The sequence below is a fragment of the Streptomyces sp. NPDC048111 genome (genome assembly GCF_043202815.1).
GTDB lineage: Bacteria > Actinomycetota > Actinomycetes > Streptomycetales > Streptomycetaceae > Streptomyces.
The window spans coordinates 25825-49174 of record NZ_JBIDBD010000029.1 but is presented as its reverse complement, the minus strand read 5'-3'; the positions used below and the strand labels follow the sequence as shown (position 1 = coordinate 49174).

At 73.1% G+C, this 23350-nt stretch carries 17 protein-coding genes; 8 read left to right on the top strand and 9 right to left on the bottom strand.

Annotated features, from left to right (window positions below; all coding sequences use genetic code 11):
• Positions 1-36: 36 nt before the first annotated feature.
• From ACGF3I_RS29890 to ACGF3I_RS29875, 4 genes are all read right to left on the bottom strand, one after another.
• Positions 37-1761: a protein kinase gene (locus tag ACGF3I_RS29890; protein WP_393137456.1), complete on the bottom strand. Its 1725-nt coding sequence runs from the start codon at positions 1759-1761 to the stop codon at positions 37-39.
• A gap of 110 nt (positions 1762-1871) precedes the next feature.
• Positions 1872-3191 carry a glycosyltransferase 87 family protein gene (locus ACGF3I_RS29885; RefSeq protein ID WP_393137415.1) on the bottom strand — a complete coding sequence of 440 codons (1320 nt, stop codon included), beginning with the start codon at positions 3189-3191 and terminating at the stop codon, positions 1872-1874.
• A 330-nt stretch (positions 3192-3521) separates the two neighbouring features.
• A complete protein-coding gene (locus ACGF3I_RS29880; protein ID WP_393137413.1) occupies positions 3522-4331 on the bottom strand; it encodes an ABC transporter ATP-binding protein in 810 nt (269 codons plus the stop codon).
• Positions 4324-5286 (bottom strand): ABC transporter permease, encoded by a 963-nt coding sequence (locus ACGF3I_RS29875; protein WP_393137412.1) that lies wholly within the window; start codon positions 5284-5286, stop codon positions 4324-4326. The genes ACGF3I_RS29880 and ACGF3I_RS29875 overlap by 8 nt, the downstream gene beginning before the upstream one ends.
• Before the next feature lie 147 nt (positions 5287-5433).
• On the opposite strand from ACGF3I_RS29875, the gene ACGF3I_RS29870 reads away from it, so the two are divergent.
• Entirely contained in the window at positions 5434-6162 is a 729-nt protein-coding gene (locus ACGF3I_RS29870; protein ID WP_393137410.1) for a TetR/AcrR family transcriptional regulator, read from the top strand.
• Positions 6163-6841: 679 nt separating this feature from the next.
• On the opposite strand, the gene ACGF3I_RS29865 is transcribed toward ACGF3I_RS29870, so the two are convergent.
• The 4 genes from ACGF3I_RS29865 to ACGF3I_RS29850 all read right to left on the bottom strand — a co-directional run bounded on the left by ACGF3I_RS29865 (position 6842) and on the right by ACGF3I_RS29850 (position 13839).
• Positions 6842-7723: a carbohydrate ABC transporter permease gene (locus ACGF3I_RS29865; RefSeq protein ID WP_393137408.1), complete on the bottom strand. Its 882-nt coding sequence runs from the start codon at positions 7721-7723 to the stop codon at positions 6842-6844.
• Positions 7720-9072: a carbohydrate ABC transporter permease gene (locus tag ACGF3I_RS29860; RefSeq protein ID WP_393137406.1), complete on the bottom strand. Its 1353-nt coding sequence runs from the start codon at positions 9070-9072 to the stop codon at positions 7720-7722. Before ACGF3I_RS29860 ends, ACGF3I_RS29865 begins: the two co-directional genes overlap by 4 nt.
• Before the next feature lie 7 nt (positions 9073-9079).
• On the bottom strand, positions 9080-10477 hold the full coding sequence (locus ACGF3I_RS29855) for an ABC transporter substrate-binding protein (RefSeq protein WP_393137404.1): 1398 nt from the start codon (positions 10475-10477) through the stop codon (positions 9080-9082).
• A gap of 233 nt (positions 10478-10710) precedes the next feature.
• A complete protein-coding gene (locus ACGF3I_RS29850) occupies positions 10711-13839 on the bottom strand; it encodes an FtsK/SpoIIIE domain-containing protein (RefSeq protein ID WP_393137402.1) in 3129 nt (1042 codons plus the stop codon).
• Positions 13840-14236: 397 nt separating this feature from the next.
• Here ACGF3I_RS29850 and ACGF3I_RS29845 point away from each other — a divergent pair, with 397 nt between their 5' ends.
• The 4 genes from ACGF3I_RS29845 (at position 14237) to ACGF3I_RS29830 (ending at position 19855) form a co-directional block, all read left to right on the top strand.
• Complete coding sequence (locus tag ACGF3I_RS29845; RefSeq protein WP_393137400.1) at positions 14237-15937, top strand: serine/threonine-protein kinase; 1701 nt, start codon at positions 14237-14239, stop codon at positions 15935-15937.
• A gap of 152 nt (positions 15938-16089) precedes the next feature.
• Positions 16090-17334: a serine/threonine-protein kinase gene (locus tag ACGF3I_RS29840; protein WP_393137398.1), complete on the top strand. Its 1245-nt coding sequence runs from the start codon at positions 16090-16092 to the stop codon at positions 17332-17334.
• A gap of 60 nt (positions 17335-17394) precedes the next feature.
• Positions 17395-18501 (top strand): peptide chain release factor 2, encoded by a 1107-nt coding sequence (gene prfB / locus ACGF3I_RS29835; protein WP_393137396.1) that lies wholly within the window; start codon positions 17395-17397, stop codon positions 18499-18501.
• Positions 18502-18946: 445 nt separating this feature from the next.
• Positions 18947-19855 (top strand): hypothetical protein, encoded by a 909-nt coding sequence (locus tag ACGF3I_RS29830; RefSeq protein ID WP_393137394.1) that lies wholly within the window; start codon positions 18947-18949, stop codon positions 19853-19855.
• Positions 19856-19934: 79 nt separating this feature from the next.
• On the opposite strand, the gene ACGF3I_RS29825 is transcribed toward ACGF3I_RS29830, so the two are convergent.
• Complete coding sequence (locus tag ACGF3I_RS29825) at positions 19935-20126, bottom strand: hypothetical protein (protein ID WP_393137392.1); 192 nt, start codon at positions 20124-20126, stop codon at positions 19935-19937.
• Positions 20127-20391: 265 nt separating this feature from the next.
• On the opposite strand from ACGF3I_RS29825, the gene ftsE reads away from it, so the two are divergent.
• The 3 genes from ftsE (at position 20392) to ACGF3I_RS29810 (ending at position 23326) form a co-directional block, all read left to right on the top strand.
• Complete coding sequence (gene ftsE, locus ACGF3I_RS29820) at positions 20392-21081, top strand: cell division ATP-binding protein FtsE (protein WP_393137390.1); 690 nt, start codon at positions 20392-20394, stop codon at positions 21079-21081.
• Positions 21082-21127: 46 nt separating this feature from the next.
• On the top strand, positions 21128-22045 hold the full coding sequence (gene ftsX, locus ACGF3I_RS29815) for a permease-like cell division protein FtsX (protein WP_393137388.1): 918 nt from the start codon (positions 21128-21130) through the stop codon (positions 22043-22045).
• An 81-nt stretch (positions 22046-22126) separates the two neighbouring features.
• Positions 22127-23326 carry a S41 family peptidase gene (locus ACGF3I_RS29810; RefSeq protein WP_393137386.1) on the top strand — a complete coding sequence of 400 codons (1200 nt, stop codon included), beginning with the start codon at positions 22127-22129 and terminating at the stop codon, positions 23324-23326.
• Positions 23327-23350: the final 24 nt, after the last annotated feature.

The following is a 23350-nucleotide window of genomic DNA, read 5'->3' as shown; positions in this document are numbered from 1 at the left end:
CCTAGGACCGGCCTGCGGACCGGGCCTACGGACGGCCTACTGGCCGGGCTTCCAGAGGGTGAGCGTGCCCTCGTAGGTCGGGACGTGATCGGGATCGGCGTCCGGGGTGATCCTGGTGATCTTCCACAGGGCGACATTGCCCTTGGAGGTGACGGTGCACATCGCGTCGCCCACGGCGATGACCGCGTCCTGGGCCATCGCCCGGCCCTTCTCCGAGGAGGGCAGCGGGTTCTGCCGCGCCCCCGCCCGGCACTCTTCGGGCGTGGTGCCGGCGGCCTTGCCCATGGGCCGGGTGAAGTCCACCCGGTCGTCGCGCACCTCCAGCTCCTCGTCGGAGGTGCGCAGGTGGCCGGTCGGGTCGACGGTCGGGGTGTCCAGGTCGACCGAGGTGTAGTCGAGCCCGGCCGGGGTGCGCACGGTGAGCGGCTTGTCCTGGAACACCACGGTGTACGAGGTGCCGGGCGACGCCGACGAGCCGCCCGTGGCGGCGCCCGAGGTGTCCCCGGAACCGGACGTGCCGCCCGAGGCGGGTTTCGGCGTCGGCTTCGGCGAGGGGGAGACCTTGTCGTCCTGGGCGCCGGCCTTCGTGCCGTCGTCCTTGCCGCCGGTGAGCCACACCGCGGCGCCCGCGCCCGCGCCGAGTGCGACCACCAGGGCCACCGCGATCAGGACGGCCCGCCCGCGGCCCCGGCCCGCCGGCGGGGGAGTGCCGGGCCCGGTCGCCCGAGCCGCGTGCGGCGGCGCTCCGTGCTGCGGCGCTCCGTACGCGCCGGCGGACCCCGGCGGAGGCGGCCCCTGCGGCGCCCGGTACGTCGGGACGTAGCCGGGCGGCGGCCCGGCCGGCGTGCTCTGCGCCGTCGCGGACCCCACCGTCGGCGCGTGCTGCGGCGCGGCCGGGGCGGCCCGGGGCGGGGGAGCGGCGGCGGCCTGCTCGCTGCGGGCGATGGCGGCGCTCACCGCGGGCGGCAGCCACCCCGCGAAGTCGCGCAGCGGACGGCCCGCGGCCCCCTCGCACAGCGGGACGAGTTCGGCCGGCGTGGTGCGCCGCGCCGGATCGGCGGCCAGCATCCGCTCCAGGAGCGGACGCAGCTCGTCCGGGTAGCCGCTCAGATCGGGCGGCCGGTGCGCGGAGTTGGCGATCTGCGTGGCCACGGTCAGAGCGCCACCCGCGCCGTAGGGGTGGCGGCCGGTGGCCGCCACGGCGGCGATCAGACCGAGCGAGAACACGTCGGTGGCGGGCGGGAGTTGCTCGCCGAGAGCGTGTTCCGGCGACATGTACTGCGGGGTGCCGATCATGCCGCCGCTCGCGGTGAGCTGAGTGGCGTCGGCCGCCCGCGCGATGCCGAAGTCGATGACGTACGGACCGCCGGAGCCGAGCAGGATGTTGCTGGGCTTCAGATCGCGGTGGATCACCCCGGCCGCGTGAATGGCGGTGAGCGCCTGGGCGGCGCAGCCGATGAGCTGGAAGACGGCGGGCAGCGGCAGCGGGCCGAACCCGTTCAGGGCGTCGTGCAGGGCGAGCCCGGGCACGAACTGCGTGGCCAGCCACGGGCGTTCGCCGCTCGTGTCATGGTCCACGACCGGCACGACGTGGTAGCCCTGTACGCGGCGGGCCGCCTGTACCTCCTGCTCGAAACGGCGCCTGAAGTCGGTGTCCTGGCCGTATTCGCGGCGGATCACCTTGAGCGCGACCGGCTGGCCGCCGCGGGTGTGCGACAGGTAGACCGTCCCCATGCCGCCTTCGCCGATGCGGGCGAGCAGCTGGTAGCCGGCGGTCTCGCGCGGGTCCTCCGGCCCGAGCGGACTGAGCGTGTCGCCGACGGATGCAGTGATGGGTTCCTCCCCCGTTGGGATGCGAAAACCCGCAGAGCCTATCGGTGCGGAGATCCCCAACTGCGCTGGCCCGGCTCGGCAGTTCCGGCGCTCGTCGTCGTGTGCGCGGTCACCGTGGACGTCCACAGCCGGCGGCAGGAGAGCAGCGCCGCGGTGAGCAGCAGTGCGTTGCGGGCGGCCAGCAGTACGGTGCCGAGGACGGTCCCCGCCATGACCTGGGTGTACAGGCAGGGGAAGACGAGAGAGGTCAACACGAGCGCGGGGACGAGGAGTTGGGCCACGGCGCGCTGGCTGGTCCGGCGCGAGGTGAGGCAGAGCGCGGCCAGCCCGAGCAGCCAGATCAGGTACTGGGGGCTGATCACCCGGCTGGTCACGGTGAAGAGCAGCACCGCGCACAGGGCCGCGTCCAGTGGCACCGCCACCGTCCAGCGCCGGGCGCGCAGCCGCCAGAACACCAGCCAGCACAGGGCGAGCCCGCTCAGCGCAAGGCTGAGCACGGCCAGCGCGGAGGCGTACGGGCCGCTGAACTCCATGGCCCCGTACCGGTGGACGACCCGCCCCGGCCGGCCGTCGAGGAGGTGGGCGAGCTGGTACGCGGTGCCGCCGAGGGACTCGATCTGCAGGCCCCGGCTGCCCTGCTGGCGCGCGAAGTCCAGGGTGTGGTCGAAGGCGAGGGCGAGGACGGCGAGCAGTGCGGCGGCCGAGCCGAGCGCGCCGAGCAGCGCGCGGCGGGCGCTGCGGCCGGGCGGCGCGCCGAGCAGGGTGAGCAGCGGCCACACCTTGACCAGCGCCCCGAGCCCGGCGAGCACCCCGCCGAGCCCCGGTCTGCGCCGCAGGGTGAGCAGGGCGCCGACGGCGAGCGCGGTCACCTGCACGTCGTAGCGGGCGTACGGCAGGTGCAGGAGCAGCGGCAGGCCGCACACCCACAGCCAGGCTCCGGCCCCGCTCCCGCCGGGACGCGCGCCGGCCCGCAGCAGGGCCCGGGCGATCAGCGCGTCGCACAAGGCGGTGAGCGCGGTGAAGGCCTGGAAGAAGGTGAGGAAGGGGAGGAGCGAGGGCAGGAGCAGCAGCGCGCCCGCGCCGGGCGGGTACTGCCAGGTGGGGTCCCCGAAGGGGAAGCTGCCGGTGCTGAGCTGCTCGTGCCAGCGGCGGTACAGGACGGACACCTCGCCGGTCACCCCGCGAACGCCGAGCCGGTCGGTGACCAGGAGGTGGAGCATCACCGCGCGGGTGGCGAGCCAGATCGCGACGAGCGCGGCGGCGCGGGCACGGCGGTCGAACGCACCCGGATCGGGCGCGGTCGCGGGGGCCGGGATGCGGACCCGGGCGGGCGGCGGGGGCATCTGAGAGGGCGTCATCGCGCGAAGTTTATGCGCGCTTTGTCCGGATTCGGGGCGGCGCGGCGATGGGGTTCGTATGGGGGCTTGGGGCAGGGGCCGCGCTGGTGGGTGGGGCCCGCCCCGGCGAGGTCACGCTTCCGCGCCGTGTGGTGCGGTGCGGGCCGTCGTGGGCCGGTCGCGCAGTTCCCCGCGCCCCTGTAGGTGAGCCGGTGTCGGTTCGCCTGCGCCGCTGTGGGTGGGGCGGTGTCGGTTCGCCTGCGCCGCTGTGGGTGGGGTGGTGTCGGTTCGCCTGTGCCGCTGTGGGTGGGGCGGTGTCGGTGCCTTGGCCCGCTCCGGCGCGCGGCGGGTCTACCGCTTCTTCGTGAAGCGCTCGTACTCCGTCAGTACCTCGGCCGTCGGGCCGTCCAGCCGCAGGGTGCCCGACTCCAGCCAGAGCGTGCGCTCGCAGGTCTCCCTGATCGAGGCGTTGCTGTGGCTGACCAGGAACACCGTGCCGGCCTCCTTGCGCAGCTCGGTGATGCGTTCCTGGCTGCGGCGCTGGAAGCGGGCGTCACCGGTGGCCAGGGCCTCGTCGATGAGCAGCACGTCGTGGTTCTTGGCGGCCGCGATGGAGAAGCGCAGCCGGGCGCTCATGCCGGAGGAGTACGTGCGCATCGGCAGCGAGATGAAATCGTCCTTCTCGTTGATGCCGGAGAAGTCGACGATCTCGTCGTAGCGCTCGCGCACCTCGTCGCGGGTCATGCCCATGGCCAGCCCGCCGAGAGTGACGTTGCGCTCGCCCGTGAGGTCGTTCATCAGGGCCGCGTTGACGCCCAGCAGCGAGGGCTGGCCCTGGGTGTAGATCTTGCCGCGCGCGGTGGGGAGCAGGCCCGCGACCGCCTTCAGCAGGGTCGACTTGCCCGATCCGTTGGAGCCGATGAGGCCGATGGCCTCGCCCCGGTGGGCCACGAAGCTGACGCCCTTGACGGCGTGCACCTCGCGCATGCCGGGGCTCTCCCGGCGCGAGACGAGCCGGTTGAGCGCGGCCGTCGCCCCGCCCCTGCCCTTGGATCCGGTGCCGTTGACCTTGTAGACGACGTGGACGTCGTCGGCGATGACGGTCGGCTCGCCGAGCGCGGCCGGTGCGGTTCCCGCGTCGCGGGTGAGGGTGTCAGCCACGTCCGTACTGCTCCTCTGCCTTCCAGAAGTACGTGAAACCGAGGACGAGGGTGACGACGGCCCAGCCGCCGGCCACCGCCCACACGTGCGGGGGCAGCTGCTTGGCGTGGAAGCTCCTGATCATCGAGAACCGGACCAGGTCGATGTAGACGGCCGCCGGGTTGAGTCCGAGCACCTGGCCCACGACGGGCGACAGCTTCTTCAGCTGCGGGCCCAGGTTCCACATCACGCCGGACATGTACATCCAGGTGCGCAGCACGAACGGCATCACCTGGGCGATGTCCGGGGTCTTCGCGGTGACCCGGGCCATCACCAGGGACAGGCCCGTGTTGAACATCGACTGGAGCAGCAGCGCCGGTACGAGCAGCAGCCACGAGACGCCGGGCAGTTGGCCGAAGCACATGATGATGATCGCGAGCGCGGCCAGCGAGAAGAGCAGCTGCTGGAGCTGCTGGAGCGCCAGCGAGACCGGCAGCGAGGCGCGCGGGAAGTGCAGGGCCCGCACCAGGCCGATGTTGCCGGTGATCGCGCGGGTGCCCGCCATGATCGAGTTGGCCGTGAACGTCCAGATGAACACGCCCGTGACCAGCCACGGGATGTAGTCGGGCGTGCTGCCCTTGTTGCCCATCAGGACGCCGAAGATGAAGTAGTACACCGCCGCGTTCAGGAGCGGCGTCATCAGCTGCCAGATCTGGCCCAGCTTGGCCTCGCTGTACTGCGCGGTCAGCTTGGCGGTGGCGAACGCGGTGATGAAGTGCCGCCGGGCCCACAGCTGGCGGACGTACTCGGGGAGCGAAGGGCGTGCGCCGCTCACCCTCAGGCCGTACTTGGCGGCCAGCTCGGCCGGGCCGAGCGCCTGGTCGCCGTTGCCGGCGGGTCGGGCGGACTGGGCCGGGACGGCGGCCGGCGCGGCCTGGGGAGCCGCGGTCGTGCGCGCGGCTGTGGTCTGACTCACTGCGATCGCTTTCGCCGGGGGATCCCGGGAGGCTTCCCGGGGCGGGGGATCACTCGCGACGGAACGGACCCGTATCGTCGCTACGGGGAGAGTAGGACGACTCGACGTCGCAACGCAACCGTCTCGTCGCAACGCTATGCTCAAGGCATGACCAAGAAGGACCCGGAGACCCCCGCATCGCCCCCGGCTTCGGCGGGCCCGGCTCCGATGGCGTCGGCTTCGGCCGGCCCTGCGGGCCCGGCCCCGGCTCCGGCGGCGGCGAGTGCTGCGGGTGCCGCGAAGCGTTCGGCGGCGCGGCGCGCGCCCGCCGGTGCGGCCGTGCTGCGCGAGGACGTGACGCACGCGATCCGGGCGGCCGTCTTCGAGGAGCTGGCCGCGGTCGGCTTCGCGCGGATGTCCATCGAGGGCATCGCGCGGCGGGCGGGGGTCGGCAAGACGGCGGTCTACCGGCGCTGGAAGTCCAAGCTCAGCCTGGTCCTCGACCTGGTGTCGGCCTTCGCCGAGCAGGGGTTGCCGGTGCCGCACACGGGGTCCTTGTACGGGGACATCCGGGCGCTGCTCGCCGTCGCGTCCCTCGCGCTGCGGCATCCCATCGCCTCGCAGGTGATTCCCGACCTGCTGGTGGAGTCCGTACGCCATCCGGAGATCGCCGAGGCGATCAAGTCGGCGCTGCTCGACGGGCAGCAGGGGGTGGCGGCCGTTGTGGTGCGGGAGGCGGTGGAGCGGGGGGAGTTGCCGGTGGGGGCGGATCCTGATCGGGCGCTCGATCTCATCGTGGGGCCGCTGTACTGGCGGCTCGTCGTCGTCAAGGGGCCGCTCCCTGCGGGCTACCTCGACGACCTGGCCCGCGCCGCAGTGGCCGCCCTGACCGCGTAGCCCGACCGCCCTCCTTTTGCGCAGTTCCCCGCGCCCCTTAACCCCGCTGTCGTCTGCGGGCCGTGCGTGGCTGGTTGCGCAGTTCCCCGCGCCCCTTAACCCCGCTGTCGTCTGCGGGCCGTGCGTGGCTGGTCGCGCAGTTCCTCGCGCCCCTGAAACCCGCTGTCGTCTGCGGGCCGTGTGTGGCTGGTCGCGCAGTTCCCCGCGCCCCTCAACCCCCTTTCGCCTGCGGGCCGTTGGCGGTTGCTCGCGCAGTTCCTCGCGCCCCTGAAACCCCCTTTCGCCTGCGGGCCGTGTGTGGCTGGTCGCGCAGTTCCTCGCGCCCCTAACCCCCTGTCATCCGCGGGTTGTCGCGCCCCTGCCGGGGTTGCGGATGGGGGCGGGCCTCGCCCCAGGCTGCCTAGGGGCGCGGGGAACTGCGCGAGCGGCCCAGCACGGTTCGCAGGCGAGCGAGGGGTTGGGGGCGGCCCAATATGGCGGCCCAGGCTGCCCAGGGGCGCGGGGAACTGCGCGAGCGGCCCAGCACGGTTCGCAGGCGAGCGAGGGGTTGGGGGGCGGCCCAACATGGCGGCGCGGGGGGCACAGGTTGCCCAGGGGCGCGGGGAACTGCGCGAGTGGCCCGGCACGGTCTGCGGATGGAAGGGGGGTTTGGGGGGCGCCCGGGGCCACGGGCCGGGGGCTACTTCACCGCGCCCGCCATCACCCCCGACACGAACTGCCTCTGGAAGGCGAAGAACACGGCAAGCGGAATCACCATCGAGACGAAGGCCCCCGGCGCCAGCACGTCGATGTTGTTGCCGAACTGGCGGACCTGCTGCTGGAGGGCCACCGTGATCGGCGGATGCTTGGAGTCGGCGAAGATCAGCGCCACCAGCATGTCGTTCCAGACCCACAGGAACTGGAAGATGCCGAGGGAGGCGATGGCCGGGCCGCCGAGCGGCATCACGACCCGGGTGAACAGGCGGATCTCGCCCGCCCCGTCGAGCCGGGCCGCCTCCAGGAGCTCCCTCGGGATCTCGGCGAAGAAGTTGCGCAGCAGGAAGATCGCGAACGGCAGGCCGAACGCGACATGGAAGATGATCACGCCGATCGTCGTCTCGAAGATCCCGATCTGCCCGAACAGCTTGGCGACCGGCACGAGGGCCACCTGCACGGGCACGACCAGCAGGCTCACCACGACCATGAACCACCAGTCGCGCCCGGGGAAGTCCATCCAGGCGAAGGCGTAACCGGCGAGCGAGCCGATGACGACGACCAGGACGGTGGCCGGCACGGTGATGGCGACCGTGGACAGCAGCGAGTTGGTGATCGTGCTGTTGTCCAGGAGGTGCGCGTAGTTGTGGAAGGTGAGCCGGGACGGATCGGTGAACGTCTTCCACCAGCCGGTGGAGGCGATGTCGGCGGGGCCGCGCAGGGAGGACAGCAGCAGCCCCACGGTCGGCATCAGCCAGAACAGGCCCACCAGGATCAGGAACACGCGCAGCACACCGCCGCCGGCCCGCGACGCGATGCGCGCGGGCAGCGACTGCCGCGCCTTGACGATCCCCTCGACGGCCGTCATCGCCTGACCTCCCTGCGCATGCGGCGGATATTGAACAGCATCACCGGGATCACCAGCAGGAGCAGCAGGACCGCGATCGCGCTGCCGATGCCCAGGTCCGCCTCGGTGCCGAAGGAGGAGCGGTAGAGCTGGAGGGCGAGGACGTTCGCGTCGGCCTGGCTGGAGCCCGGCGCGATGATGAAGACCAGGTCGAAGATCTTCAGGACGTTGATCATCAGCGTGACCAGGACGACCGCGAGGACCGGCGCGAGCAGCGGCACGGTCACCCGGCGGAAGACCTGCCACTCGTTGGCGCCGTCCACCCGCGCCGCTTCGAGGAGTTCGCGCGGCAGCCCGGCGAGCCCGGCGGCGATCAGCACCATCGCGAACCCGGCCCACATCCAGATGTACGAGCCGATGATGGCCGGGGTGACCAGCGTCGGGCCGAGCCACTCGATGCCGTTGTAGGGGGCGTGGAAGTTGCTTTCCGGCAACCGCAGTTGGGCCCCGTCGGCGGAGGAGGGCAGCGTGAAGGTGCCGTCCGCGGCGGCGGTCGCCGAGGCGAGGACCTTGCCGTCCTTCACGGCCTCGACCTCGATGCCCTTGAGGCCGGCCTCCTTGCCGTCGATGACGTTCGGCCGGCCGCCGCCGCCCTTGGTGAAGTCGAGCCACACCGTTCCGGTGACCTTGCCCGGCTCGCCCGCGGCGGCCCTGGCGGGCGCGGCCGACGACGGCATGGTGTCGGCGGCCACCCCGACCAGGGGCAGCAGCACGGGCTGCCCCGCGTGCACCACCGCCCGGGTGATGAACGTCCCGCCGCCCCCGTCCTTCAGCGGCGCGCTGGGCAGCGGATGCGCCTTGGGGTAGCCGGCCGATTCGGTGAACGTGTCGTGCACGCCCACCACCACGGCGTTGGCGACCCCGCGCGCCGGATCCTGCTCGTACACCAGCCGGAAGATGATGCCCGCGGCGAGCATGGAGATCGCCATCGGCATGAACACGATGAGCTTGAACGCCGTGCCCCAGCGCACCCGTTCGGTCAGGACGGCGAAGATCAGACCGAGCGCGGTGGCGATCGTCGGGGCGCACACCACCCAGATCGCGTTGTTCTTCACCGCGGTCCGGATGGTGTGGTCGGTGAACAGCGTCCGGTAGTTGTCGATGCCGGCGAACGAGTTGCCGGACTGGTCGAAGAACGAGCGGTAGACCGAGAAGCCGATCGGATAGACCACGAGCGCGCCGAGCAGTACGAGCGCGGGCAGCAGGAACACCACCGCGATCCACTTGCGGGTGCCGGTGACGCTCCGGGCGGGTTTGGGCGCGGGGGACGGGGCGGGAGGCGGGGCGCCTCCCGCCGTGGCGGTCGTCATCGCCGGATCAGTTCTTGAACGCCGCGGCCGCGTCGGCCTCGAGCCTGGACTGGGTGCCGGCGATGTCGGACGGGTTCTTGAGGAAGTCCTGGAGGTCCTTCCACTCGCCCTTGCCGGGGGTGCCGCCGAAGGACTGCGGTGCCTGGTCCGACATGTCGAAGCGGACGTTGTCACCGGCCGCGATCACCGACTTGGCGATACCGCGCTGCACGTCGTTGGGGTACGCGCCGAAGTCCAGCGCCTTGTTCGGCGAGATGAAGCCGCCCGAGCCCGCCGCGATCCTGGCCGCGTCGGTCGACGCCAGCCACGTGAGCAGCGCCTGGGCGCCCTTGGTGTCCTTCAGGGCCACGGCCGCGTCGCCGCCGGTGACGACCGGGGCCTTGTCGCCGACCGCGGGGAACGGGAACGACTTGGCGTCGGTGCCGAGCTTGGCGGAGGTCTCCGCGATGTTGACCGCCGCGAAGTCGCCCTCGAAGACCATGCCCGCCTTGGGCTGGTCGCCCCCGGTGAACGTCTGCGTCACGGAGGCGGGGAACTCGGTCTGCAGCGCCCCGTTGGTGCCGCCCGCGATCAGGTTCGGCTTGCCGAAGAGCTGGGCCAGGGTGGTCAGCGCGTCCTTGACCGAGGGGTCGGTCCATTTGATCGCGTGCTTGGCCAGCTGGTCGTACTTCTCGGGCCCGGCCTGCGAGAGGTAGACGTTCTCGAACCAGTCGGTGAGCGTCCAGCCGTCCGCCCCGCCGACCGACACCGGGGTCACGCCCGAGGCCGAGACGGTGTCGGCGGCGGCGAGGAAGTCCTTCCAGGTGGCGGGGGCGCTGACGCCCGCGTTCTCGAAGACCTTGGTGTTGTACCAGACCAGGGACTTGTTGGCGGCCTTGAAGTAGACCCCGTACTGGGTTCCGTCGACCGCGCCCAACTCCTGCCACACCTTGGAGTAGTTGGCGGCGAGCTGCGCCTTGGCCTCCGGCCCCGCGGGCTTGGCCCACTTCTTCGCCACGGCCTGCTGGATCGCGCCGACCTGCGGGAGCAGCGCCACATCGGGCGGACTGCCACCGGCGATCTTCGTCCCGAGGAAGTTGACGATCGGATCCTGCGCGGGCACGAAGGTGACGGTGGCGCCGGTGCGCGACTCGAACTCCTTGAGCACCTTGACGAAGTTGGCCTGCTCGGCCCCCGTCCACACGGCGGCCACCTCGATCTTCTCCCCCTTCAGCTGGGGGAGTTGGACCCCTCCGCCCTGGGACGCCGTGCCCGACGTGCCGGAGGAAGGGGCGCTCTTGGTGTCGCCGCCGCCGCCGCACGCGGCCGCGCCGAGCGCGAGCGTGCCGATGGCCAGCGCGGATATGAGGGTGCGGCCTGGTGTCCTGGTGGCTGTGGTGGTGCGGCCCGTACGAGTGCTGCGCATGCGTGCCCCGTCTCTCCCGTGCGCTGACGAACCGCAGCGCCCGGCGACGCGGACGCCGCAGCTCTCGTCCCGTGCGACAGTCCTACGCCCGGTGCGGGGGCGCCGCAATACCGTCTTCGCCGTCCACCCGTCGATCGTGATCCGCTTGTGACGTTGGGTGCTGCGGGATGTCCCAACTGCCTCCCATTGCAACGGGGTTGATCACCGGCGGGCGGTATCGGGCCGCCGCGCCCTCAGGGCAGCGGCGGCACCGGCGGGGCGTTGACCAAGGACGCGGCGCGGTCGAGGGCGCTGGCCAGGAGGGCGAGGTCGGTGGGGCCGTTGCCGAGTTCGCGCACCGGGCGGCGGGCCGGGGGGTCGCCCATCCGCTCCCACTCCAGGACCACCACCGTGGGCCGCTGGGTGGCGGTGCGCGGTATGCGCCCGGTGACCCGGCCGCCCTGGAACGGCACCGACGCCCCGTCCGCCTGGTGCAGCCGGCCGCGGCCCGGCGAAGGCTCGTCGGGCGATGGCGCGGCGGGCGGCGGATCGAGGACCACCCGGTGCCGGGCGCCGCGCGCGAGCTCGGTGTCGGCGGTGCGCTCCGGACGGGCCGAGGCCGCCACCAGATGCACCCCGAGCCGCTCGCCGTCCCGGGCCACCGCCTCCAGGGCCCGCACGACCGACCCCGCCGCGGGCCGGCCGGGGCTGCCGAGCGCGGGCGCGACCAGCGCGTCCAGATCGTCGACCAGGACCACCAGGCGGGGCAGCGCGGGCCCCTCATCCGTACGGCTGCGCGCGACCGGGCGCAGCCGCAGCGTGCTGCTGCCAGGGGGATCGAGATCGCCGCGGCTCTCCGCGGCCGGCGCCTGACGCTGGTTCACGAGCCGGCCCGCGACCTCGCGTCGGCTCTGCCACTCGGTGAAGCCGGTCCCGCCGAGCACTTCGGCCCGGCGCTTGAGCTCGGCGCCGAGTGCCTGCGCGAACGCGCGCATGCGCACCGGGTCCGAGGCGATCAAGTGCGTGGACACGTGCGGCAGTTCGGTGCAGGGGCGCAGGCCTTCGCCGCGCTCGCCGCCCGCCCCGTCCACCAGGATCAGGCCGAGCCGGTCGGGCCGGGCGCCCGCGGCCAGCGACGCGGCGACCGCCCGCAGCAGCTCGGTGCGCCCGCTGCCGGGCGGACCCTCGACGACGAGGTGCGGCCCGTCGGTCACCAGGTCCACGCCGACCGGGCCGTGCGGGCCGGTGCCGAGCACCACCGCGCCGTCCGGCGCCGACTCCCAGCGGGCCATCAGGGACGCCGGGGTGGCCCGGGCCAGGCCGAGCTCGTCCAGCAGGCGCGAGGTGCGGGGCAGCGAGGAGGCCAGCCGGCCGGTGGTGGCCGCGCTGCCGTCGCCGGCCCGCAGGGGGGCCAGCGCCCGGGCGAACCGCTCGGCCCAGGGCCGGGACACCCCGTCCACCGCCGCCACCGTGCCGTGCCCCGCCGGGCGGCCGCCCGCGATGCGCAGCAGCCGCAGGGCGGTGGCCACATCCCCGCTGAGCAGCGCGACCGCGCCGCACTCACGGAAGGGGAGCGAGGCCGCACAGGCCGTCTCGTACGTCGCCGCGACCGGCGAGGCGGCCGAGGCGGGCGGGGTCTCGGCCAGGCAGAGCAGATGGATGCCGGCCGCGGCGCCCACCGCCGCCAGGCGTGCGGTGCTCTCGCGCAGCGGCGCCGAGCCCGGATCGCCGTCCACGACGACCACCGTGAACGGGCCCTCGTATCGGGCTGCCGCCTCGGCCACCGCGGCCCGGTCCGCCGAGGCCCAGCCGGGGCCGAGCGGGCCCGCGTCGAGCCGGCGGGCCAGCTCGGCCGTGCGGGCCGTGGCCTGGTCGCGGTCGTAGGCGAGGAGCAGCCGGCAGTCCTGGCCGTGCGCCGGGCGGACCTGGGGGAGCCAGCCCAGCCAGTCCCACTCCGCGGTGCGGGCCTGGAGGCCGCGCGCCCGGTCCGTACTGATGAGGACGATCTCCAGGGTGGTCGGCGCGTGCAGCGCCGCGAGCTGGGCGATCACCGAGCGGGCGAAACCGGCGAGCCGCTCGCGGGGGCCCGCGAGACCGAGCGAGCCCGCCTCGCGCAGGCCCACCGTGACCGGCACGGCGGCGAGCTCGCCCCGGTCGGCCGTGCCGACCCGCACCGCGAGGGCCTCGGGGTGCCCCGCCTCGCGCTCCCACAGCCGGGGGCCCGGGCCGAGCGCGGTCAGGAGCAGCGCGGCGGGATCGGGCCAGCTCTCGGGGGCGGGCTCGACCGGAAGGAGCCGGGGCTCGGCGGGGGCCTGCTCGGGCGGGGCCTCGCCGCGGGCACCGGTCAGCCGCCGTGCCCAGGCGCCTATCCCGCGGCGGCGTCCGCCGTCCGTCTGATCGGCCCGGGCGGCCTGGTCGCCCGGAGCGTGCTCGGCCTCTTCCGGGCCGGCCCCGGGCAGCCGGGTGCCGCGCAGGGGGGTGCCCTGGCGCCTGCTGGACGGGGCCGGTTCGCGCGGGTCGTGCCGGTCGTCGTGCCCGGGTCCGGACGGCGCGCCGAGTGCGTCGAAGCCGCCGTGGCGGCCGTCCGGCCCGGGGCCCGCGGGTGCGGCGTCGGAGCCGAAGGCGGGGGCGGGCCGGCCGGGCGGGGCGGCTGCGGGGGTGCGCGCCGACTCGTCCGGGGCGTGGCCCAACTGCTGTGCCGCGGCGCCGTGTTGAGGGGGCTGGGCGGCCGAGGTGGCCGGCCGGGGCGTGATGCGGAGATGGCCCTCGCCGTCCGGCGCGGTCGGCAGGGCGGGCTCGGCGCCGGGGGCCAGGCGCAGGGCGGACTCGCCGATCCTCAGCAGCGCGCCGGGGGCGAACCGGACGGGCTGGGCGCCGATCTCGCGGCCGTCGAGCCGGGTGCCGTTCGTCGAGTTCAGATCCGCGACGCGGACCCGGCCGTCCGCCTCGACGGTCACCTCGCAGTGCTGGCGCGAGACGTCCGGGTCGTCGAGCGGCACGTCGGACTCGGTGGCGCGGCCGATGCCGATGCGGCCGCCGTGCAGCAGGTGGACGCCTCCCGCGTCCGGCCCCGCCACCACGTGCAGCCGGGCCGCGGCCGGGCCGTCGTGGGCCGGTTCCGCGTCGGCGGGGGCGGCGAGGGAGAGCACCGCGCCGTCCACCAGGGGCGGCTCGCCGAGGACGCGGCGCTGTGCGTCGAGCCGCTCGGGGCCCGCGTAGAGCACCACGGACGCGCCCGAGACCTCCGCGCCGGAGGCGGCCGAGGCCAGGCCGGAGGCGACGGCCGCGAGTGCCGTCCCCGCCGGGGCGGTGACGAGCACGTCGCAGGCGCGCGCCGCAGCGTGGCCGCTGCGCGGCGCGAGGACGGTCAGCCGGATCTGCATCGCCTCGGCGGTCCCTTCTGCGCGGGGGTGCCGAAGAAGGGGAGCAGCCCTGTGATTCCCCCCACCCGGCACACAATTCGTGCTGGGGGCATCCTCGCACCTGCCACTGACAACACGCCCGTCGCCCACCTCGAATTGATCTTGATTGGTCGTCCCGGCGCGCAAAAGCGGACGGAAAAGTGGCTGGTTGTGACCGACTGGGGCATTTCGCTGGGATGCCGGGCACGGCCGTTCGGCAACCTTCCGTGCGAAGGGCGCGTCTTTCCGGGGAACCATGAGAAGTCGCTGAACAACCTGGTGGCGCCGACCCCGCGACCCCTCGGGACACCCGGGAGCGGCACTAGAGTGGGCCGGAAACCCACACAGCAGACGACGTGAGCAGCAGGGAGCGCATGACGTGCGGCCGGTAGGCAGCAAGTACCTGCTCGAGGAGCCGCTCGGACGCGGCGCCACGGGCACCGTCTGGCGAGCCCGCCAGCGAGAGACCGCCGGCTCCGAGGCGTCCGTGGCGGGCCGGCCGGGCGAGGCCGTGGCGATCAAGGTCCTCAAGGAGGAGCTCGCCAACGACGCGGACGTGGTGATGCGCTTCCTGCGCGAACGCTCCGTCCTCCTGCGGCTGCGCCACGACAACATCGTGCGCACCCGCGACCTGGTGGTCGAGGGTGATCTCCTCGCCCTGGTCATGGACCTGATCGACGGCCCGGACCTGCACCGCTACATCCGCGAGAACGGCCCGCTCACGCCGGTCGCCGCGGCCCTGCTCACCGCGCAGATCGCCGACGCGCTCGCCGCCAGCCACGCCGACGGCGTCGTGCACCGCGACCTGAAGCCCGCCAACGTCCTGCTCGACGAGCGCGACGGCGCGATGCACCCGATGCTCACCGACTTCGGCATCGCCCGCCTCGCCGACTCCCCGGGCCTGACCCGTACCCACGAGTTCGTGGGCACCCCCGCCTATGTCGCCCCGGAGTCGGCCGAGGGCCGTCCGCAGACCTCGGCCGTCGACATCTACGGCGCCGGGATCCTGCTGTACGAGCTGGTCACGGGACGCCCGCCGTTCGCCGGCGGCACCGCGCTCGAAGTGCTGCACCGCCACCTCAGCGAGGAGCCGCGCCGGCCCACCACTGTCCCGGCCCCGCTGTGGACGGTCATCGAGCGCTGCCTCAGCAAGGACCCCGAGCGCCGCCCCAGCGCCGAGAACCTGGCCCGCGGTCTGCGCGTCGTGGCCTCCGGCATCGGGGTGCACTCCACCCCGGCCCAGGTCGAGGCGGCCGACGGGGTCGGGGCGCTGCTCGCCCCCGACCCGGCGCCCGCGCCGGTCCCGGACGCGCCGGGCGCCGCCGACCCCACGCAGGTGCTGCCGAGCAACGCCGGTTCCTACGACCCGGCCGCGCGCACCTCGGTCCTGCCGCAGACCGGCCAGGCCCCGAACGCCGATCCGACGGCCGTCCTGCCGCCGGTCCCGCAGGGCCCGCCGCAGCCGCAGGAGCCGCACCCCTGGCAGTCCCAGCTCCAGGCCGCGCGCGACCGCAACGAGCAGACCCAGCTCGGTTACCTGGACCCGGAGCAGGACCCGCTGCGCCGCCGCCCGCAGCGCCGGCAGCAGCCCCCGCAGGGGTACGGCGGCCAGGGGCAGCAGGGCTACGGCCAGGGCGGGCAGCCCCCGCAGGGGTACGGACAGCAGCGCCCGCCGCAGGGCGCGCAGCGTCCACCGCAGGGCCGGCCGTACGCAGCGCAGCCGCAGCCCTACCACCAGCAGCCGCAGCAGCCCCAGCAGTACGCCCCGCAGCGGCAGCAGTACGCGCCGCCCCAGCAGCCGCAGCAGCCGCAGCAACCGCAGGCACCGGCGCGCGAGCCGCGGGAGCCCCGCGAGCCGCGCAGGCGCAGCCCGAACCGGATGCGGATCCCGGGTCTCGGCTGTCTGAAGGGCTGTCTCTTCACCTTCGTGCTGCTCTTCGTCGCGGGCTGGCTGATCTGGGAGCTGACCCCGCTCCAGGACTGGGTCGCCCAGGGCAAGAGTTACTGGCAGGCGATCGGTGACGGGATTTCGACGGTATCCGGCTGGATAAAGAGCATCGGCAACTCCGGAAAGCAGTAAAAGGCGGCGGGCGGCGGGCTCCGGCCCGCCGGTCCGGGACGCGAGTTCATGGATTTGTCGACTTCCAGAGGGTGATTTCGGCGCCGGAAGTGAAGGTTGGCGTCCCGGCCGCGTAGCCTCAGCGTGCACAGCCAGCCGCTGAGGGAGCAGTCTTGGCACGGAATATCGGCAGCCGGTACACCGCCCACCAGATCCTGGGCCGCGGCAGCGCCGGCACGGTGTGGCTCGGCGAAGGGCCCGAGGGCCCCGTCGCCATCAAGCTGCTGCGCGAGGACCTGGCCGCCGACCAGGAGCTGGTCGGCCGCTTCGTCCAGGAGCGCACCGCCCTGCTCGGCCTCGACCACCCGCACGTGGTGGGCGTGCGCGACCTGGTGGTCGACGGCAACGACCTCGCCCTGGTCATGGACCTGATCCGGGGCACCGATGTGCGCACCCGGCTGGACCGCGAGCGCCGGCTCGCCCCCGAGGCGGCCGTCGCCATCGCGGCCGATGTAGCCGACGGCCTCGCCGCCGCCCACGCGGCCGGGGTGGTCCACCGCGACGTCAAGCCCGAGAACATCCTTCTGGACATGCAGGGCCCGCTCGGCCCGGGCGGCTCCCACCCCGCGCTGCTCACCGACTTCGGGGTGGCCAAGCTCATCGACACCCCGCGCCGCACCAAGGCGACCCGGATCATCGGCACCCCCGACTATCTGGCCCCCGAGATCGTCGAGGGCCTGCCGCCGCGCGCCGCCGTCGACATCTACGCGCTCGCGACGGTCCTGTACGAACTGCTCGCGGGTTTCACGCCGTTCGGCGGCGGCCACCCCGGCGCGGTGCTGCGCCGCCATGTGACCGAGACCGTGGTCCCGCTGCCCGGCATCCCCGACGAGCTGTGGCAGCTGATCGTCCAGTGCCTGGCCAAGGCCCCGGCGTCCCGGCTGCGCGCCTCCGAGCTCTCGGTCCGGCTGCGCGAGCTGCTGCCCCTGGTCGCGGGGATGCCCCCGCTCGACGTGGACGAGCCCGACGCCGAGGACGCCGAGGACGAGGCCGCGTCGGACGACCCGTACCCGACCTCGCCCAGCACCCCCCGGCGCGGCGCCGTCCCGCTGGTGCCCGGGGCGCCGCACGACTCCGCGAACCGCGACACCCACACCAGCATGCGCGTGCCGGGACCCGACGAACTGGCCGGCGGCCCGCTCGGCACCGCCCGCGCGCCCCGCCCGGCGGGCGCCCCCCGGCCCGGCTCGGCCCGCCACCGCGCCGACCAGGTCCGCAAGCGGCGGCTCGTCCTGACCACGGCGGCGGTCGCCCTCGCCGCGGCCGTCGGCGTCGGCGGCTGGCTGGCCCTGAGCGACGACTCCGGCCGGCAGCAGCCGCCCCAGGACACCAAGAACTCGGCGCCCGTCCTTCCCTAGGCGGGTCCGCGATCGGGCGGCCCGGGGAACGCCGCGGCGCGCAGCCGTTACGCTGGACCCGTGGCAGTCGTCGATGTATCCGAAGAGCTGAAGTCCCTCTCCTCGACCATGGGGTCGATCGAGGCCGTCCTGGACCTCGACACGATGAGGGCAGATATTGCTGCGCTCGAAGAGCAGGCGGCCGCCCCGTCCCTCTGGGACGACCCGGAGGCGGCGCAGAAGATCACCAGCAAGCTGTCGCACCTCCAGGCGGAGCTGCGCAAGACCGAGGCCCTGCGCGGCCGGATCGACGACCTCGCGGTGCTCTTCGAGCTCGCCGAGGAAATGGACGACCCGGACACCCGCACCGAGGCCGAGGCCGAGCTGGAGTCCGTCCGCAAGGCGCTGGACGAGATGGAGGTCCGTACCCTCCTGTCCGGCGAGTACGACTCCCGCGAGGCGCTGGTCAACATCCGCGCCGAGGCCGGCGGCGTCGACGCCTCCGACTTCGCGGAGCGCCTCCAGCGGATGTACCTGCGCTGGGCCGAGCGCCACGGCTACAAGACCGAGGTGTACGAGACCTCGTACGCGGAAGAGGCGGGCATCAAGTCGACCACCTTCGTGGTCAGCGCGCCCTACGCCTACGGCACGCTCTCCGTGGAGCAGGGCACCCACCGCCTGGTGCGCATCTCGCCCTTCGACAACCAGGGCCGCCGCCAGACGTCCTTCGCGGGCGTCGAGGTGCTGCCGGTCGTCGAGCAGTCCGACCACGTCGACATCGACGAGACCGAGCTGCGCGTCGACGTGTACCGCGCCTCGGGCCCCGGCGGTCAGGGCGTCAACACCACCGACTCCGCGGTCCGCATCACGCACGTGCCGACCGGCATCGTGGTGTCCTGCCAGAACGAGCGCTCCCAGATCCAGAACAAGGCGAGCGCCATGAACGTCCTCCAGGCCAAGCTCCTCGAGCGCCGCCGCCAGGAGGAGCAGGCGCTGATGGACTCGCTCAAGGGCGACGGCGGCAACTCCTGGGGCAACCAGATGCGTTCGTACGTCCTGCACCCGTACCAGATGGTCAAGGACCTGCGCACCGAGTTCGAGGTCGGCAACCCGCAGGCCGTGCTCGACGGCGAGATCGACGGCTTCCTGGAGGCCGGCATCCGCTGGCGCAAGCAGCAGGAGAAGTAGAACCGGCCGTGCCACAGGGCCACTTAGGCCGTTTCACGACGCCGGACCCCGCTCCAGGGGTCCGGCGTCGTCGTGTTGTGCGGGTGGTGTGTCGTGCCGGTGGGGGTTCGGTGGCGAGGGCGCCGTCCCTTTCCGGACGGTGGCCGAATTCGCTGGCGCAAGCCGCAATGGAGCGACTCGGCGCTTTGTCGACACGGGAACTCCCGTGCGCATGGCGTGAGTTCGACTCCTTCGTCACAGTCGTATTCCCGTACGCCAGGCAAGTGCGGCGATATCGGGCATTGCGTACGCAACGACCTTGACGTCATCTTTAAAACTGGCAAAGCTAACGCGCGGCAGGCGTATTCACTGGGGCGCGTGTGACGAGGGAGGGGGCCCTTTCGCCCCCGCGTTGCCGCCCCTGACGCTGCTCCATGACGACTCAGCTACTGGGGGTAGCAGGCACATGACCAAGAACACGCGGGTTCGCGTCGCGCGGATAGCGGCCGGAGCGGTGATCGCCGCCGGCGCGTCCCTGACCGCCGCGGGGGCGGCCCAGGCCGTCGGTTTCGACTCCAACGAGAGCAAGACCAACACGGTCCTCGACGACCCCTGCATCCCGGGTACGCCGCTGTGCGACACCACGGGTGGCCAGACGACGGGTTCGACCACGGACGGTACGACGGGTTCCACCACCGACGGCACCACCGGTTCGACCACGGCCGGCACGACGGGCTCGACCACCTCGGGCACCACGGGTTCGACCACGGACGGTACGACGGGTTCCACCACCGACGGCACCACCGGCTCGACCACGGCCGGCACGACCGGTTCGACCACCGCGGGCACCACGGGTTCCACCACCGCGGGCACCACGGGCTCGACCACGGCCGGCACCACGGGTTCCACCACCGCGGGCACGACGGGCTCGACGACGGCCGGCACCACGGGCTCGACCACTTCGGGCACCACCGGTTCGACCACGGCCGGCACGACCGGTTCGACCACCGCGGGCACGACGGGCTCGACCACCTCGGGCACCACCGGCTCGACCACCTCGGGCACCACGGGCTCCACCGGCTCGACGGGCTCCACCGGGTCGACCGGCAGCACGGGCAGCACGGGCTCCACCGGCAGCACCGGTTCCACGGGCTCGACCGGGACCACGGGCACCACCGGCACCTCCGGCAACACCGGCACCAACCCCGACACCGTCGGGTCGCAGCCGGTCGAGCAGGGTCAGCAGAAGGAGGAGCTCGCCGCCACCGGTGCGGGCGGGACCACCTTCCTGCTGATCGGCGCCGCGACCATGATCGCGGGTGGCGTGGGCTTCCGCCTCATGCCGCGTCTGGTCAACGGGCGTAACGTCGCGTAATCGGCGACCGGAACACCACAGGGCCCCGGGTGCGCTCATGCACCCGGGGCCCTGTGTCGTACAGCGTGCGGACCGCCGCTCAGACGGTCTGGTGAGCCAGCAGCGCCAGGGCGCCCACCAGCACGATCAGCAAGGTGATCAGGGCGACGGGGCTGAGCGCCCCCCACTGGTTCTCCTGCTGCAGGCGCTCCCGGTTCGCTCGGCAGACGCGGCAGCGGCCCTCACTCACGGGCGCCGCGCAGTTGGCGCACACCAATCTGTCATAGGTCATGCGCTCTCCTCCTCCCGCGCGGCGGAGCCGGCGCATACAGCAGTCAAACCGCTCTCTCTCCGCTCAACGCACAGGGAAACGCAACCGTTCCCCCTCCCACTGTGCCAGCTCCCGCGCGTTTCGGCGCGCCCCGTCTGATTCATCCCGGTCCCGACCGCGCAACCCAAGGGACATAAGGGGCATCCCAGGACGTGGCCTGCGCGGGCTCGTCCCGTTCGCGTAAGGTCACGCACACCTATACTCCCGGCCGACCCGTGGTGCACCCGTGATCCGATTCGACAATGTCTCCAAGACCTATCCCAAGCAGAACCGCCCAGCCCTGCGGGAAGTCTCCCTCGACATCGAGAAGGGTGAGTTCGTCTTCCTCGTCGGCTCGTCCGGTTCCGGGAAGTCGACCTTTCTGCGGCTGATCCTGCGTGAAGAGCGCGCCAGCCAGGGCCAGGTGCACGTCCTGGGCAAGGACCTCGCCCGGCTCTCCAACTGGAAGGTGCCGCACATGCGGCGTCAACTGGGCACGGTCTTCCAGGACTTCAGGCTGCTGCCCAACAAGACCGTCGCGGAGAACGTGGCGTTCGCCCAGGAGGTCATCGGCAAACCGCGCGGGGAGATCCGCAAGGCGGTGCCCCAGGTGCTCGACCTCGTCGGGCTCGGTGGCAAGGAGGACCGCAGGCCCGGTGAGCTCTCCGGTGGTGAGCAGCAGCGCGTGGCCATCGCCCGCGCCTTCGTCAACCGGCCCATGCTGCTGATCGCGGACGAGCCGACCGGCAACCTCGACCCGCAGACCTCGGTCGGCATCATGAAGCTGCTCGACCGGATCAACCGGACGGGCACCACCGTCGTCATGGCGACCCATGACCAGAACATCGTCGACCAGATGCGCAAGCGCGTCATCGAGCTGGAGTCCGGCCGTCTCGTACGGGACCAGGCGCGCGGCGTCTACGGCTACCAGCACTGAGCGCCGCAGAGCACTCGTCGAGCACTGAAAGGCTGAAATCGTCGCCATGCGCGCCCAGTTCGTACTCTCGGAGATCGGGGTCGGTCTCCGTCGCAACCTGACCATGACGATCGCCGTCGTGGTCTCCGTCGCCCTCTCGCTCGCCCTGTTCGGCGGTTCGCTGTTGATGCGCGACCAGGTCAACAACATGAAGGGCTACTGGTACGACAAGGTCAACGTCTCCATCTTCCTCTGCAACAAGGCGGACGCCGAGAGCGTCGCCAAGTGCTCCAAGGGCGCGGTGACGGCCCAGCAGAAGAAGGACATCGAGGCCGACCTCAAGAAGCTGGACGTCGTGCAGACGGTGTCGTACGAGTCGGCCGACGAGGCGTTCAAGCACTACAAGGAGCAGTTCGGCAGCTCCCCGATGGCCGGCTCCATCACGCCGGACCAGATGCAGGAGTCCTTCCGGGTCAAGCTCAAGGACCCCGAGAAGTTCGCGGTGGTCGCGACCGCCTTCGCGGGCCGGGACGGCGTCCAGTCCGTCCAGGACCAGAAGGGCATCCTGGAGAACCTGTTCGGGCTGCTCAACGGCATGAACATGGCGGCGATCCTGGTCATGCTCGTGATGCTGATCGTGGCGCTGATGCTGATCGTCAACACGGTGCGCGTCTCCGCGTTCAGCAGGCGGCGCGAGACCGGGATCATGCGCCTGGTCGGTGCCTCGAGCTTCTACATCCAGGCGCCGTTCATCATGGAGGCCGCCTTCGCGGGGCTGCTCGGCGGGGTGGCCGCCGCGGGCTTCCTGGTCGTCGGCCGCTACTTCATGATCGACCACGGGCTCGATCTGGCGCACAAGCTCAACCTGATCAACTTCATCGGCTGGGACGCGGTCCTGGCGAAGCTGCCGCTGGTGCTCGCGGCCAGCGTTCTGATGCCCTCGCTCGCGGCGTTCTTCGCGCTGCGCAAGTACCTCAAGGTCTGACCCCCGCGTGTGACGCACGCCCCGGGCGCCGTAGGATCAACAGCCCCTGCGGCGCCTTTGCCGTGTCCTAGACTCGGCGCCATGTCCGGCCCAGACCTCTGTCCCGGGCCCCGCGCCGTGCGCCGCGGGGCCGCTCTGAGCTTGGTCTTCGCGAGCGTTCTTCTCACCGCCGCCGCCACCGACTGCCTGCCGCGCGCCGCGCAGCCGCCCGCCTCCCCGGGGGCCGGCCCGGTCGCCTCCGCCGCGCTCGACCCGCGCGAGGGCCACACGACCCGGGGCGGCGACCGCACCGCCGACGACGTGCGGCGCGCGGCGGCCGAGGCCGAGGCGGACGGCAAGTCCGGCAGCCGGGCCGCCGAGGAGGCCGTGGGCCGCAGCGGGGACCGCTGGGGCGCGGTGTACGACAAGACGCAGTACGAGCAGTACGCGGACGCCCTCGACGGCCGCTACACCGGCGTCGGCCTGTGGGTCGCCCGCACCGCCGACGGCCGTACCCAGGTGGCCCGGGTCCAGGCCGGCGGCCCGGCCGCCCGGGCGGGCATCGCGCCGGGGGACGTCCTGCGCAGCATCGACGGCTGGTCCACCGAGGGCCGGCCCGTCACCGACGTGGTGGCCCGGCTGCGCGGCGACGCGGCGGGGAGCGCGGTGGTCCTCGGGCTCGGCCGCGGCCCGCGCACCTGGACCCGGACGCTCGACCGGGCGGTCCTCGACACCGAGAGCGTCTCCGTGCGCGCCCTCTCCGACCGGGTCGTGATGATCAAGGTGGCGGCCTTCACCAAGGGGACGGGCGAGCAGGTGCGCAGCGCGGTCCGCCGGGCCCCCAGGGGTGCCGGGATCCTGCTGGACCTGCGGGGCAACAGCGGCGGCCTGGTCGGCGAGGCCGTCACCGCCGCCTCCGCGTTCCTGCCGGGCGGCCTGGTGGCCACGTACGACGTGCACGGCAAGCAGCAGGCGCTCTACGCGAAGGGCGGCGGCGACGGCACGCGCCCCCTGGTCGTGGTGGTCGACGGCGGCACCATGAGCGCGGCCGAGCTGCTCACCGGCGCGCTCCAGGACCGGGGCCGCGCCGTCACCGTCGGCTCGCGCACCTTCGGCAAGGGCTCGGTCCAGATGCCCACCGGCCTCGCGGGCGGCGCGGTCGCGGAGCTCACCGTCGGCCACTACCGCACTCCTTCGGGCCACGGCCTGGACGGCACCGGGATCACCCCGGACCTGCCGGTCACCGACCGCCCCCTGGAACACGCCGAGACGGTGCTGAGCGGTCTTGGCGGCACGTCGTAAACCTGTTGCGCCGGGGTGCGAAAA